This is a genomic window from Inquilinus sp. OTU3971 (genome assembly GCF_038440215.1).
Window position 1 is genome coordinate 20,689 of record NZ_JASATH010000014.1, and the last position, 13,205, is coordinate 33,893.

Annotated in this window: 14 protein-coding genes and 1 pseudogene; 7 read left to right on the forward strand and 8 right to left on the reverse strand. The window is 69.8% G+C overall.

Translation table 11 applies throughout. The annotated features are described in order from the left end of the window. Positions 1–6 precede the first annotated feature (6 nt). Together AAHM41_RS05615 and AAHM41_RS05620 are read right to left on the reverse strand one after the other, a co-directional pair. Positions 7–264: a type II toxin-antitoxin system CcdA family antitoxin gene (locus AAHM41_RS05615; protein ID WP_342235537.1), complete on the reverse strand. Its 258-nt coding sequence runs from the start codon at positions 262–264 to the stop codon at positions 7–9. 90 nt (positions 265–354) lie between these two features. Further along, the gene (locus AAHM41_RS05620) at positions 355–1,131 is read right to left on the reverse strand and encodes a class I SAM-dependent methyltransferase (protein WP_342235538.1); all 777 of its coding nucleotides are present in this window, start codon (positions 1,129–1,131) and stop codon (positions 355–357) included. A gap of 47 nt (positions 1,132–1,178) precedes the next feature. On the opposite strand from AAHM41_RS05620, the gene mutM reads away from it, so the two are divergent. The 4 genes and pseudogenes from mutM to AAHM41_RS05635 all read left to right on the forward strand — a co-directional run bounded on the left by mutM (position 1,179) and on the right by AAHM41_RS05635 (position 3,399). Beyond that, on the forward strand, positions 1,179–2,009 hold the full coding sequence (gene mutM, locus AAHM41_RS05625) for a bifunctional DNA-formamidopyrimidine glycosylase/DNA-(apurinic or apyrimidinic site) lyase (protein WP_342235539.1): 831 nt from the start codon (positions 1,179–1,181) through the stop codon (positions 2,007–2,009). 39 nt (positions 2,010–2,048) lie between these two features. Next, positions 2,049–2,828 carry an enoyl-CoA hydratase gene (locus AAHM41_RS05630; protein ID WP_342235540.1) on the forward strand — a complete coding sequence of 260 codons (780 nt, stop codon included), beginning with the start codon at positions 2,049–2,051 and terminating at the stop codon, positions 2,826–2,828. Positions 2,829–2,912: 84 nt separating this feature from the next. Beyond that, a pseudogene (locus AAHM41_RS40585) lies at positions 2,913–2,972 on the forward strand (hypothetical protein); the annotation flags it as partial. 172 nt (positions 2,973–3,144) lie between these two features. After that, positions 3,145–3,399: a hypothetical protein gene (locus tag AAHM41_RS05635; protein ID WP_342235541.1), complete on the forward strand. Its 255-nt coding sequence runs from the start codon at positions 3,145–3,147 to the stop codon at positions 3,397–3,399. 54 nt (positions 3,400–3,453) lie between these two features. On the opposite strand, the gene AAHM41_RS05640 is transcribed toward AAHM41_RS05635, so the two are convergent. The 5 genes from AAHM41_RS05640 to AAHM41_RS05660 form a co-directional block, all read right to left on the reverse strand. Next, entirely contained in the window at positions 3,454–3,858 is a 405-nt protein-coding gene (locus AAHM41_RS05640; RefSeq protein ID WP_342235542.1) for a DoxX family protein, read from the reverse strand. A 99-nt stretch (positions 3,859–3,957) separates the two neighbouring features. Further along, positions 3,958–4,854: a myo-inosose-2 dehydratase gene (gene iolE, locus AAHM41_RS05645; RefSeq protein ID WP_342235543.1), complete on the reverse strand. Its 897-nt coding sequence runs from the start codon at positions 4,852–4,854 to the stop codon at positions 3,958–3,960. A gap of 37 nt (positions 4,855–4,891) precedes the next feature. Beyond that, positions 4,892–6,745 (reverse strand): 3D-(3,5/4)-trihydroxycyclohexane-1,2-dione acylhydrolase (decyclizing), encoded by a 1,854-nt coding sequence (iolD, locus tag AAHM41_RS05650; RefSeq protein ID WP_342235544.1) that lies wholly within the window; start codon positions 6,743–6,745, stop codon positions 4,892–4,894. Positions 6,746–6,758: 13 nt separating this feature from the next. After that, complete coding sequence (locus AAHM41_RS05655; RefSeq protein ID WP_342235545.1) at positions 6,759–8,678, reverse strand: bifunctional 5-dehydro-2-deoxygluconokinase/5-dehydro-2-deoxyphosphogluconate aldolase; 1,920 nt, start codon at positions 8,676–8,678, stop codon at positions 6,759–6,761. After that, positions 8,671–9,489 (reverse strand): 5-deoxy-glucuronate isomerase, encoded by an 819-nt coding sequence (locus tag AAHM41_RS05660; RefSeq protein ID WP_342235546.1) that lies wholly within the window; start codon positions 9,487–9,489, stop codon positions 8,671–8,673. Before AAHM41_RS05660 ends, AAHM41_RS05655 begins: the two co-directional genes overlap by 8 nt. A 136-nt stretch (positions 9,490–9,625) precedes the next feature. Here AAHM41_RS05660 and iolG point away from each other — a divergent pair, with 136 nt between their 5' ends. The 3 genes from iolG to betI all read left to right on the forward strand — a co-directional run bounded on the left by iolG (position 9,626) and on the right by betI (position 12,289). Then, positions 9,626–10,612 (forward strand): inositol 2-dehydrogenase, encoded by a 987-nt coding sequence (gene iolG, locus AAHM41_RS05665; protein ID WP_342235547.1) that lies wholly within the window; start codon positions 9,626–9,628, stop codon positions 10,610–10,612. 321 nt (positions 10,613–10,933) lie between these two features. Continuing rightward, positions 10,934–11,560, forward strand: a complete 627-nt coding sequence (locus AAHM41_RS05670) for a cold-shock protein (RefSeq protein WP_342235548.1) — start codon at positions 10,934–10,936, stop codon at positions 11,558–11,560. A gap of 6 nt (positions 11,561–11,566) precedes the next feature. Beyond that, positions 11,567–12,289: a transcriptional regulator BetI gene (betI, locus tag AAHM41_RS05675; protein WP_342235549.1), complete on the forward strand. Its 723-nt coding sequence runs from the start codon at positions 11,567–11,569 to the stop codon at positions 12,287–12,289. Here betI and AAHM41_RS05680 read toward each other — a convergent pair. After that, the gene (locus AAHM41_RS05680; RefSeq protein WP_342235550.1) at positions 12,286–13,155 is read right to left on the reverse strand and encodes a LysR family transcriptional regulator; all 870 of its coding nucleotides are present in this window, start codon (positions 13,153–13,155) and stop codon (positions 12,286–12,288) included. The two genes, betI and AAHM41_RS05680, sit on opposite strands and share 4 nt — an antisense overlap. Positions 13,156–13,205: the final 50 nt, after the last annotated feature.

Sequence of the window (13,205 nt, forward strand, 5' to 3'; positions counted from 1 at the left end):
CGGGCATCAGATCTCGCAGTACTCGTCGGCTGGCGCCCCGAATCGGGCTTCGTAGTCGTTCCAAAACGCAACAGACGCCGCTGTCTCCTCCTCGATCCGCCGGCGCTCAGCCTGTTCCATGGCGGCGAGGAGGCCAGCTTCGGCTGCAGCGGAAACATTGACGCCCATGGCCTTGGCCCGGGCCACAAGGTCACTGTTCATACTGCAGTTGACGGGCTTCTTGGGGGCGTCTTCCTGATAGCGGACAAGCATCTCTTCGTCCATTTGATGCGCATATATCAGGCAAAGATATGCGCATTCCTGCGCGGATGCAATCACCAGAGCCGTAAAGCGCCTCTCGTCGCCTCCGAACCCTTAGATCCGCCAGCCGGTATGAATGGCGGCGATGCCGGCCGACAGGTTGGTCCAGCGCACCCGCTCCAGCCCGGCGGCCTCGATTCGCTCGGCCAGGCTCGGCTGGTCGGGGAAGCGGCGGATGCTCTCGACCAGGTAGCGGTAGCTGTCCTCGTCCTTGGCCACAACCTTGCCCATGCGCGGGATCACGGCGCGGGAGTAGAGGTCGTAGGCGCGGTCCAGGCCGGGCAGCACGACCTTGCTGAACTCCAGGCAGAAGAAGCGCCCGCCCGGTTTCAGCACCCGCCGCGCCTCGCGCAGCGCGCCGTCGATCCGGGTCACGTTCCTGAGGCCGAAGGAGATGGTGTAGACGTCGACCGACCGGTCGGCGACAGGCAGCGATTCGGCATTGCCGACCATGTGCAGGATCGGGCCGACCCAACCGCGGTCGATCGCCCGGTCGCGGCCGACCGCGACCATGCCCTCGGTCAGGTCGCATATGATGGCGCGGGCGCCCCGGCCTGTGCTGTCCACGCCGGCGCGGTCGAGGAAACGGAAGGCGATGTCGCCGGTGCCGCCGGCCACGTCGAGCAGGGTCTCGCCGGGGCGGGGCCGGATCGCGGCGATAAACTGCGCCTTCCACAGCCGGTGGACGCCGCCGCTCATCAGGTCGTTCATCAGGTCGTAGCGCTGGGCCACGCTGCTGAAGACGCCGTGGACGCGGTGGGTCTTCTCCGTCGGGTCGACCTCGGTGTCGCCGAACCAGCGGGACTCGGGATTGTGGGGCGCGTCGCTCATGGCCGGGACCATAGCGTCCGGCGCCGGGTCGTGCCAGTGTGCCGGCCATGCCCGAGCTCCCTGAAGTCGAGACCGTTCGCCGCGGCCTGGTGCCCGTCCTGGAAGGCCAGATCCTGGCCCGCGTCGAGCAACGCCGCCCCGATTTGCGCTTCCCGCTGCCCGAGCGGATGGTCGAGCGGCTGACCGGCCGCCGCATCGTCCGCCTGGACCGGCGTGCCAAATACCTGCTGATCCATCTCGACGACGGCATGGTGCTCTTGATCCATCTCGGCATGTCCGGCCGGATGATGGTCACCCAGGGCCGGCCGGAGATCGTCAGCCCGCACGATCATGTGGTGTTCGAGACCGAGGCGGGGTCGGTCGTCACCTTCAACGACACCCGCCGCTTCGGCATGATGGACCTGGTCAGCCAGAACGCGCTGCACGCCCACAAATCGCTGGAGGCGCTGGGGCCGGAGCCGCTGTCGGACGAGTTCGACGCCGCCTATCTCGACCAGGCCCTGGCCCGCAAGATCACGCCGATCAAGGCGGCCCTGCTGGACCAGCGCGTGGTCGCCGGCCTCGGCAACATCTATGTCTGCGAGGCGCTGTGGGCGGCGCGGATCTCGCCCCGCCGGGTGGCCGCCTCGGTCGCCGGGGTGCGGGCGGCGCGGTTGGTGCCGGAGATCAAGGCGGTGCTGCAGCGCGCCATCGAGGCCGGCGGGTCGTCGCTGCGCGACTATGTCCAGGTCGACGGCGAGCTCGGCTATTTCCAGCATTCCTGGTCGGTCTACGACCGCGAGGGCGAGCCGTGCCGGACGCCGAAGTGCCGGGGCACGGTGCAGCGACTCGTCCAGTCCGGCCGCAGCACCTTCTTCTGCCCGGTCTGCCAGCGCTGACCGGGCGTTCGATCAATCGAAGATGCGGAGGAGCGTTTCATGACCGCAAGCTACGAGACCATCCTGGTCGAGACCCGGGGGCGGGTCGGCCTGATCACCCTGAACCGGCCGCAGGCGCTGAACGCGCTGAACGACGCGATCTTCCGGGATCTCGGCCAGGCTCTGGCGGCCTTCGATGCGGATGACAGCGTCGGCGCCCTCGTCCTGACCGGGTCGGAGAAGGCCTTTGCCGCCGGGGCGGACATCAAGGAGATGGCGTCGAAGGACTTCATCGCCGCCTATCGCGGCAACCTGATCGAGAACTGGACCTGCATCACCAAGGCGCGCAAGCCGATCATCGCCGCGGTTGCCGGCTATGCCCTGGGCGGCGGCTGCGAGATCGCGATGATGTGCGACTTCATCATCGCCGCCGACACGGCCAAGTTCGGCCAGCCGGAGATCAAGCTGGGCACCATCCCGGGCTCCGGCGGCACCCAGCGCCTGACCAAGCTGATCGGCCGGTCGAAGGCGATGGATCTGGTGCTGACCGGCCGGATGATGGATGCGGCCGAGGCCGAGCGGTCGGGCTTGGTCGCCCGCGTGGTGCCGGCGGCCGAACTGCTGGCCGAGGCGGTGAAGGCGGCGGAGACGATCGCCGGCTATTCCCTGCCGATCACGATGATGGCGAAGGAGGCGGTGCACCGCGCCGACGAGACGCCGCTGGCGGAGGGCATCCTGTTCGAGCGGCGGCTGTTCCACGCCACCTTCGCGACCGAGGACCGGCGCGAAGGCATGGCCGCCTTCGCCGAGAAGCGCCCGGCGGCGTTCAAGCACCGCTGACGCTGGCATCGTCGATCCCGCCCGTATCATCATTTCATCCTCGATCCTCCGTTTGGAGGACGCGCCGTCGGCGGCAGGGGTGGGATCGGCGACGACGTCCTCAATGGTGGCGCCGGGGCAGACTTGTTGCAGGGGCGCTCCGGCATCGACACGGTGGTGTATGACGGCTCGGTCGGTGTCCAGGTCGTGATCGGGGCCGACAGTACAGGTGGCGAAGCCCAGGGCGACGAGGTCGAGAACACGGTCGAGAATATCCAGGGCACGGCCTATGTGGACGACCTGACCGGGTCGCTCCTCGACAATCTGCTGTCGGGCAATGGCGGCAACGACGTGCTCGTCGGGCTGGTCGGGGGCCGATCATCTGAACGGCGGCGCCGGCGCGGCAGCCGGCGACCAGGCCTTCAGCTTCATCGGAACCGGCCTCTACACCGGCGTCGCCGGGCAGCTCCGGTACTCCGTGGCGGGCGGCACCACCACCATCGCCGGCGACATCAATGGCGGCCGCGCCTCCGACTTCCACATCGTCCTGACCGGCGCCATCGGCTTGGTCGCGGCCGACTTCGTCCTGTAACAAAACGGCGGGCTGTGAGGCCCGCCGTTTTCAAGACATCCGGGTGGCTGCGCCTCAGTCGCGGCCGGGGCCGACCGCCCAGGCGCCGGGGCCGAAGGCGGTGACCATCAGCAGGCCGCCGGCAATGGCGAGGTTCTTCATCGCCATCAGCTGGTTCATCGCCGCGTCGGCATCGGTCATGGTCCAGAAATGATGGACCAGGACGATGGTCAGCAGCGTGAAGCCGGCCATGATGAAGGCGGCGAGGCGCGAGAACAGGCCGAGGATCAGCAGGACGCCGCCGCCGAGCTCGATCAGGATGGTGAGCGCGGCGAAGAGCTGCGGCACCGGCAGGCCGTTGGAGGCGACGTAGCCGACGGTGCCCTCGAAGCCGCTCAGCTTGGCCCAGCCGGAGACCACGAACAGGACGGCGAGGAAGATGCGGGCGAAGAAGGCGAAGAAAGACGAAGAGGCCGACATTTCACCATCCGGGTGAGTTGATTCGATGCGTCACTATGACATCAACCGCCTCGCCCGGATGGGGAAATTTGCATAACAGCGTGTTGCCCGATCCGGCCGTCAGCTCTTCACCTCGAAGCCGGCGCCGGTGGCGAACTTCCACAGGTTGCGGTAGCCCAGCCGGGCATAGGTCAGCGGATGCGCCTTGGCCGGGTCCTGCTCGGCCTCCACCACCATCCAGCCGCTGTAGCTCTTCGGCAGGGCGTCGAAGATCCGTGGGAAGTCGACCATGCCGTCGCCCGGCACGGTGAACAGCCCGCCGATGACGCCATCGAGGAAGCTCCAATCCTCGTCCAGAACCTTCTGCAGCACGTCGGGGCGCACATCCTTGGCGTGGACGTGGTTGATCCGGCTGGCGTAGCGCCTGGCCAGCGCCGCTGGATCGCCGCCCGCCACGGTCATGTGGCCGGAATCGAGCAGCAGGCCGACCGACAGGCCGGTGTGCTGCATCAGGAGGTCGACCTCGGCCTCGCTCTGCACCAGGGTTCCCATGTGGTGGTGATAGGCCAGCCGCACGCCGCGCTTGGCCATATGATCGCCGACCGCGGTCAGCTTGCGGCCGAACTCCGGCCAGGCGTCGTCCGGCAGGGTCGGGCGCTGCGACAGCGGCGTGCCGCGGTCGCCATGCACGGCACCGGAGGTGTCGCAGAACACCATGACCTTGCAGCCGAGCGCGGCGAGAAGCGCCAGATGCGGCTCCATCGCCGCGATCTCCTCCTCGACCGAGCGGTCGAGCAGGTTGGCGCTGTACCAGCCGGAGATCAGGGCCAGACGGTGCGCCTCCAGGATCGGCCGCAGCGTGTCGGTCTGGCGCGGGAACTTGTTGCCCAGCTCGATGCCGGTGAAGCCGGCCTCGCGCGCCTCGAACAGGCAGGTCTCGAGCGGCGTCTCGCCGCCCAGCTCCGGCAGGTCGTCGTTGCTCCAGGCGATCGGGTTGGTGCCGAGGGTGACGGTCATCGCGGCGGTCTCGTCGGGTTCGTGTGCGGGGAATGGGTCACGCGTTGCGCCCGGTGACGGGGTGGCCGGCCAGCTGTTCTTCGTAGCCGGCGCGGGCCTGGCGCACCTGGTCGCGGTCGGAGACCTCGGGGACGGCCACGTCCCACCAGGCGCCACCGGCCTCGGTCGTCACCACCGGGTCGGTGTCGATGACGATGACGCTGGTCTGGTCGGTCGCCTTGGCCCGCAGCAGCGCGCCTTCAAGCTCGGCGATGCCCGCCACCTTCTCCGACGCCGCGCCCATGCTGGCGGCGTGCAGGGCGAAGTCGATCGGCTGGGCGCCGGCGATGTCGCGGAACAGGTTGTTGAAGGAGGCGCCGCCGGTCGCGTTCTGCAGCCGGTTGATGCAGCCGAAGCCTCGGTTGTCGAGCACGACGATGGTCAGCTTGACGCCCTGCTGCACCGCGGTGGCGATCTCGGAGTTCATCATCATGTAGCTGCCGTCGCCGACCAGGATATAGACCTCGCGGTCCGGCCGGGCCAGCTTGACCCCGAGGCCGCCGGCGATCTCGTAGCCCATGCAGGAATAGCCGTATTCCAGGTGGTAGCCGCCCGGCGCGTCGGTGCGCCATAGCTTGTGCAGCTCGCCCGGCAGGCCGCCGGCGGCGCAGACCACGACGGCGCCGCGCCCGGCCGCCCGGTTGACCGCGCCCAGCACCTGGGCGTCGGAGGGCAGGGGGGCGTTGCTGGCGGCAGTGGCGCGGTCGACCGACGCGGTCCATTCCGCGATCAGCCCCTTCGTCCGGTCGGACTGGGCCTTCGGCGCGGTCCAGGAGCCCAAAGCCTCGGACAGCTCGTCGAGGCCGCGCCGCGCATCGGCAACCAGCGGCAAGGCGCCGTGCTTGCCGGCGTCGAACACGGCGGCGTTCAGCTGGATCAGGGTGCGCCCCGGCGCCCGGAACAGGGCGCGGGAGCCGGTGGTGAAGTCCTGCAGCCTGGTGCCGACCGCCAGCACCACATCGGCGTCGACCGCCAGGGCATTGGCAGCGCTCGATCCGGTGACGCCGATCGAGCCGGCATTGGCCGGGTGGTTCCAGGCCAGGCTGCCCTTGCCGGCCTGGGTCTCGGCCAGCGGCAGGCCGTGGCGCTCGGCGAAGCCGGCCAGGGCCTTGGCGGCGCCGGAGTACAGCACGCCGCCGCCGGCGATCACCAGCGGCCGCTCGGCCGACTTCAGCGCCGCGACGGCCTGGGCCAGCTCGGTCTCGTCCGGGCCGGGGCGGCGGATGCGGTGGACCTGGTCCTCGAAGAACCAGGCGGGGTAGTCATAGGCTTCGGCCTGCACGTCCTGGCACAGCGCCAGCGTCACCGGCCCGCATTCCGCCGGGTCGGTCAGCACCGCCAGGGCGCGGGGCAGGGCGGTCAGGATCTGCTCCGGCCGCGTGATCCGGTCGAAATAGCGCGACACCGGGCGGAAGCAGTCATTGGCGCTGACCGTGCCGTCGCCGAAATCCTCGACCTGCTGCAGCACCGGGTCGGGCCGGCGGCTGGCATAGATGTCGCCGGGCAGCAGCAGCACCGGCAGCCGGTCGACATGGGCCAGGGCGGCGGCCGTCACCAGGTTGGTGGCGCCCGGGCCGATCGAGGTGGTGACCGCCATCATCCGGCGGCGGAACTTGGCCTTGGCATAGGCGATCGCGGCCAGGGCCATCGCCTGCTCATTGTGCGCCCGCAGGGTCGGCAGATCCTCGCGATGGGCGTACAGCGCCTCGCCCATGCCGGCGACGTTGCCATGGCCGAAGATCGCCCAGCAGCCGGCGAACAGGCGCTCCCGGCTGCCGTCCTCCGCCTCGATCCATTGCGCGGCGAGGTGGCGCACCAGGGCCTGCGCCATGGTCAAACGCACGGTTCCCATCGCTATCGCTCCTTCAGGCCGCGGCTTGCGCTGCGGCGCGGGCATTCTCCCAGGCGGCGATCAGGCTGCCATAGCTGGCGGCCATCCGTCTCACCGCTTCGTCATCGTCGATGCGCCCGGCGATCCAGTCCTCGGCGGCGCGGCCGAAGATGGTGCGGCCGACCGCGAAGCCGCGGCACCAGGGCTGGCGCGCTGCCAGGATGAAGGCCGCCATCAGCTCCTCCTCCGGCGCCTCCAGCCCCAGCAGCACCACGCCGCGGCAATGCGGGTCGCGCCGGGCGATCACCTCCTGGATCGCCGCCCAGGCGGCCTCCGAGGGCGGCGGCGGCAGCTTCCACCAGTCCGGATGGATGCCGATGCCATAGAGATGGTCCAGCGCCCGGGCCACGGTGCGGTCGTCGGCCGGCATCGATCTCGGCGGGATCACCTCGATCAGCAGCTCGTGCCGGGTGGCGCGGCTGGCGTCGAACAGCGTCAGCAGCTGGCGATCCTGCTCGGCCTGGATCTCCGGCGGGTCGTCCGGATGGTACTGCACCAGGCACTTCACCACATGCTCAAGCGGCCATTCCCGCAGGGTGACGCCGACATCCGGTCCACCCTCGAAGCGCAGCGGGCGCGACCCCGGCAGCTCGATCGGCCGGCCGATCCAGGCGCCGCTGCCGGCGGCGGCGAACAGCGCCTCGCTGCCCAGCCTGCCGTCGATCAGCACGCCGAAGCCGGGCCGGTCGCCATGCGCCTGCTTCGCCGCCTGCCAGGCCAGCAGCTTGAACTCGCCGATCCGCTCCGGGTCGACGCCGTGGCGCGCCGCCATCTCCTCCAGCTGCGACCGGTGATCGAAGGCCATGGCATGGACCTCGGGCCAGTCGCGGATCCGGGTCGTCGCCCAATGCACCTGGTTCAGGGCGGGATCCTCGCGCAGCCGGTGATGGGCGCTGCCCTCGGCCAGGAACTGCGACAGCTCCGCCCAGCTCGGATAGGACGGGGCGCAGCCATGCCGCGACACGGCGAAGGCGCCGCAGGCATTGGCGTAGCGGCAGGCGGCCTCGACCGGCTCGTCGCGCAGCCAGCCGCGCAGGAAGCCGGCCATGAAGCCGTCGCCGGCGCCCAGCACATTGTAGACCTCGACCGGGAAGCCGGGGCCCTTCACCCCCTGCTCGATGTCGTCCGGGATCGCGCCCGGGAACACGACGCAGCCCATCGGCCCGCGCTTGACCACGATGGTGGCGGTGCTCAGCGCGCGCACCCGGCGCAGCGCCGCCAGCGTGTCGGTGGCGCCGCCGGCGATGTGGATCTCCTCCTCGGTGCCGACGATCAGGTCGCAGTCCGGCAGGATCGCCTGGAGATGGGCGCTGACCGCCGAGCTTTCGACGAAGCGCTCCTCGCCCAGCCCGTGGCCGGTCAGTGCCCACAGCACCGGGCGGTAGTCGATGTCCAGCGCCACCTTGCGGCCATGGGCATGGGCCAGCCGCATCGCCTTCCGGCTCATCGCCGCGACCGAGGGTGTGGAGAAATGGGTACCGGTGACCACCACGGCGCGGGCCGAGGCGATGAAGGCCTCGTCGATGTCGTCCTCGGACAGCGCCATGTCGGCGCAGTCCTCGCGGTAGAAGATCAGCGGGAAGGTGTGGCGGTCGCGGATGCCCAGGATCACCAGCGCGGTCAGGCGCTTCTGGTCGGTGATGACATGGCTGGTGTCGACGCCTTCCGCCGCCAGCTGCTCGCGGATGAAGCGGCCCATATGCTCGTCGCCGACCCGGGTGAGCAGGGCGGTGCGCAGGCCCAGCCGGGCGCCGCCGACCGAGATGTTGGTCGGGCAGCCGCCGACATATTTGGCGAAGGACGCCATGTCCTCCAGCCGGCCGCCGACCTGCTCGCCATAGAGGTCGACCGAGGACCGGCCGATGCAGATGACATCAAGCGTGGGCTCAGCCATGACGCGAGACCCCCTCCGGGCGCCAGAACTCGGCCTTCGCGTCCATGGTCCAGCGATGCTCCTCGGTGAATTCGGGCACGGTGTAGGGGTTGCCGGCCAGGTGCCGGATCACCCAGGCGTAGTACATGCCGTAGCCGGGCGCCGCGCATTGCGCGTGGTCGAAGCCGTCGAAGATCTTGATGGTGTCGTTCGCCCGCACCTTCAGCACGGTCTCGCCCAGCTCGGCATGGCCGTAGCCGCGCGGATCGGTGAAGCGATAGTGGTAGATCTCCGGCTGCGGGTGGTGGTGCGGAGGATAGCTGGACCAGCGGCCGGGGAAGGTCACCACCTCGCCCAGCACCAGCTCGGCGTTCGGGTCGCTGTTGCGCAGGTCGAAGATGGTGCGGACATAGCGGTAGCAGGCATTATCGACCTGGCCCTTGCCGCGGTGCTCGTTCGGCACATCCTCCGGTCCGAAGACACGGGACGGGAAGGGCTTGGCGTTCTTCGTCTCGTAGACCGTGAATTCGGCCTCGGTCTCGGCGGCAAGCCGCACCCGGGCGCCGGCGGCGACATGGACGGCGCTGGCCGATTCATCGAACAGCGAGGCGCGGGTGAAACGGACAGACTGGTTGTCGACCGTCACCTCCGCGGTGCCGGACATCAAGAGCCAGGCGGTCTCGTTCGCGGTCTCGATCTCCCGGCTCTCGCCCGGTGCCAGCTTCAGCACGGCGACCGCGATGCCGGTGTCGTCCTCGGGCTCGTCGAAGCGGGTGATCTGCGTCAGCCCCGGGCCGAAGCCGCCGCGGTGGCCGGTCAGATGGCGGGTCATGGCTGGTCCTCCCCAGGGCGATTTCAGTCAAATAGAACAAATATTCCATTTGACTGCAACCTCAGAATTCTGATTTTTCTGTCGCGATCGGCCGACGCCGGGCCGATGATCCGGCGCGTCGCGAGGGAGAGGAACCATGCTCAAGATCTGCCAGTTCGGTGCCGGACGGATCGGGAAGATCCATGCCGACAACATCGCCCGGAACCCGCGGACCCGACTGGTCACCGTGGTCGACGTGCACCATGAATCGGCCGAGGCGCTGGCCAAGCAGCACGGCGCCGCGGTCGGCGACGGGCTGGCGGCGCTGGACGGCGCCGACGCGGTGGTGATCGCCAGCTCGACCGATACCCATGCCGACCTGATCGAGGCCGCCGCCAAGGCCGGCAAGGCGATCTTCTGCGAAAAGCCGATCGACCTCGACAGCGCCCGGGTCGAGGGCTGCCTCGACATCGTCGCCCAGGCCGGGGTGCCGCTGGCGCTCGGCTTCAACCGGCGCTTCGACCCCAGCTTCGAAGCGGTCCATGCCGGCATCGCCGAAGGCCGCATCGGCAAGGTCGAGCTGGTGGCGATCACCAGCCGCGACCCCGGCCCGCCGCCGGCCAGCTACATCCGCGTCTCCGGCGGGCTGTTCCGGGACATGATGATCCATGATTTCGACATCGCCCGCTGGCTGCTCGGCGAGGAGCCGGTGGAGATCTATGCGACGGCCAGCAACCTGGTCGACCCGGCGATCGGCGCCGAGGGCGACGTCGACACCGCGGTGGTGACGCTGAAGACCGCGGGCGGCGCCATCGCCCAGATCTCCAACAGCCGCCGCGCCGTCTATGGCTACGACCAGCGGGTCGAGGCCTTCGGCTCGCTCGGCATGCTGCGGGCCGAGAACCGGGCCGCGACCACGGTGGAATATGCCGGCGCCGACGGGGTGGTGCGGGACAAGCCGCTGCATTTCTTCCTGGAGCGCTATGCCGAGGCCTATCGACGCGAGCTCGACGATTTCATCGACGCGGTGCTGGAGGGGCGGGCCCCCCGGGCCGGCGGCGAGGACGGCAAGCGCGCCCTGCTGCTCGCCGACGCGGCCTGGGAATCGGTCAAGACCGGCGCCCCGGTGCGACTCTCGCGCTGAGTCCGGCTGGAATTGTCCTGCGAAAGATTCTCTCCGACCGCGGCCGAACGCCTATGGTCAAGGCGCTCGGCCTGAGGTTATAGTTCGTCCGGGTGTCTTCTGTAGGCTCGGCTGAGGGGTAGAGAGACGTTACTTCGCCCGCGGGTGGTCAACCACACGCGGGCTGGTTGTCTCTAGGTAACGAATGGTCGTCTCGACAAAAACGTTCAGACCGTCCAGCACCGGCGCAAATCCGGTTGCGAGCGGACAGATTCTGGTTTCCGCTCGCGGAAGCCGCACCCTTGGTCCTGGTGCAGCACTTTCTCTTGGAGTTTCAGTTCAATGATGAACCGACGTCATCCGCCGCGCGTCGGAGGCGGCGAATATCGCCGTGACGTGACGGCAGTGGTCAAGTGGTTCAACCCGACGAAGGGTTTCGGCTTCGTCCAGGTGACGGACGGTTCGCCGGACGCGTTCCTGCACGCCTCGGTCGTGGAACAGTCCGGCCATCGCGAGATGTATGAGGGCACGAAGATCGTCTGCGACATCGCGGAAGGTCAGAAGGGCCCGCAGGTCGCGGTGATCCATCGTGTCGAGGAGCTCGGCGCTCCGCCGGCCGGCGGTGGTGCCGGCGCCGGTGGCGGCTTCCGGCCCAACCGCTTCGGCGACCGCGGGGATCGCGGCGGCTTCGGCGGCGGTGGCGGCTTCGGCGGCGGTGGTGGCGGCTTCGGCGGCGATCGCGGCGGCTTCAGCGGCCCGGCGACCGAGGTCGAAGGCACGGTGAAGTTCTTCAATGCCGAGAAGGGCTTCGGGTTCGTGACGCCGGATGACGGCGGCAAGGACGTCTACGTTGCCTCGCGCGCCCTGCAGAAGGCCGGCCTGCCGAGCCTGAACAGCGAGCAGCGGGTTCGCCTGACGGTCCGCATGGGCCAGAAGGGCCCGATGGCGGAAGCGGTCCAGCTGCTGTGACGATGGATGCGGCCCGGGGGCGACTCCGGGCCGTTGTCTTTCGTGGCCGAGCCCCGCTCCGCCCCACCCGATCGCGTGCCCGAGGATAAACCAGGGCCCCGCGCGAAGTTCACGCGCGAATTGCCGGCGGTCAGACGCCGGGCGTTGATCGAAGCCACGGCCCGATGCCTGGCCGAACGCGGCCATGGCGCTACATCGGTGCGCGAGGTGTGCGCCCGTGCCGGCGTTTCGCCCGGCCTGGTGCGCCATTATTTCGGCGGCATCGACACCCTGATCGCCGAGACCTACCGGTCCATCGGCAGCCATGTGGCCGAGACCCTGGCTGTCGCGCTGGACGCGGCGGATGCCACGCCCGAGGCGCGGTTGCGCGCCTTCATCGACGCCAGCTTCCGGCCGCCGGTGCTGGACCCCGACCTGCTGTCGATCTGGCTGTCCTTCTGGGCCCTGGTGCGCCGCGACGAGGCGATCCGGCAGATCCATCGCGACGTCTACGCAGCCTATCGCCGCCGGCTCGAAGGGCTGATCGCCGAGGCCGCCGGCTCCCGGTCGCTCCGGGTCGACGCGGCGCTGGCGGCGCTGGCCTTCACCGCCATGCTCGACGGGCTGTGGCTCGAGCTCTGCCTCGACCCCTCGGTGTTCACGCCGGAGGACGCCGTGCGCATCGCCAATGGCTGGGTCGACGGCCTCCTGTCCGGCACCGCCATGGGGCTGGCGACGGACAGTGCCTAGACCGCCGGGCCGCTGCCCTCGCCCCGCAGCAGCGCCCGGTTGTCCCGCATCAGCCGGACGATGCGCTCGATCACGGCGCGCACGGCGGGGTGGCGGCGCTCGTCCTGGTGCAGCACCAGCCATTGCTGGTGGCGCAGCTCCTCGATCTCCTGCAGCCGGTCGAGCTCCGGATCGGCGTCGCCGACGAAGCAGGGCAGCACCGCCCGGCCGACGCCGCGGCGCAGCAGGTCCAGGATCAGCCGTGGGTCGTTGCCGCGCACCACTGTGGCGGCGGCGTGCCGTTCCGCCACCCAGCGGGCCGAGGGGGTGACGGCGCCGTCGCCGGTCACGCCGATCCAGCGCTCTTCCAGCCGCCCGCCGCGCCGGCCATAGACGGCGAAGGCGACGTCGCCGGTGCGGCGCCCGGCCAGCCAGGGCTCCTCCGGCCGGCGGTTGCGCACGCCGATATCGGCCTGGCCGCGGGCGATGTCGAGCCGGGCATTGGCGGCGACGAAGTCGATCGTCCAGGGCTCGCCGGGCGACCACAGCGCGTCGATCTGCCGGGCCAGGAACCAGGAGGTCCAGGTGCCGGCCGAGATCCGCACCGTGCGGCGCGGCGACTGCCCATCGCGCCAGCGCTCGATACCGGTGGCCGCGGCCTCCATCTCCTCGGCCTGGACCAGGAACTGGCGCCCCGGCTCGGTCAGCCGGTAGCCCAGCCGCTCACGCACGAACAGGCGCTGGCCCAGGCTGCGCTCCAGCGCCGTCATCCGGCGGCCCAGCGTCGCCGGGCTGGACCCCGCCTGGCGCGCCGCGGCGCTCAGCCCTTCGCCGCGGGCCACGGCCAGGAACAGCCGGATGTCCTCCCAATCGACCGGACTTTTCATTTCTGCAACGCTCATTTCAGTGCTGCCTGTTCCAGGGTCGGATCATAGCC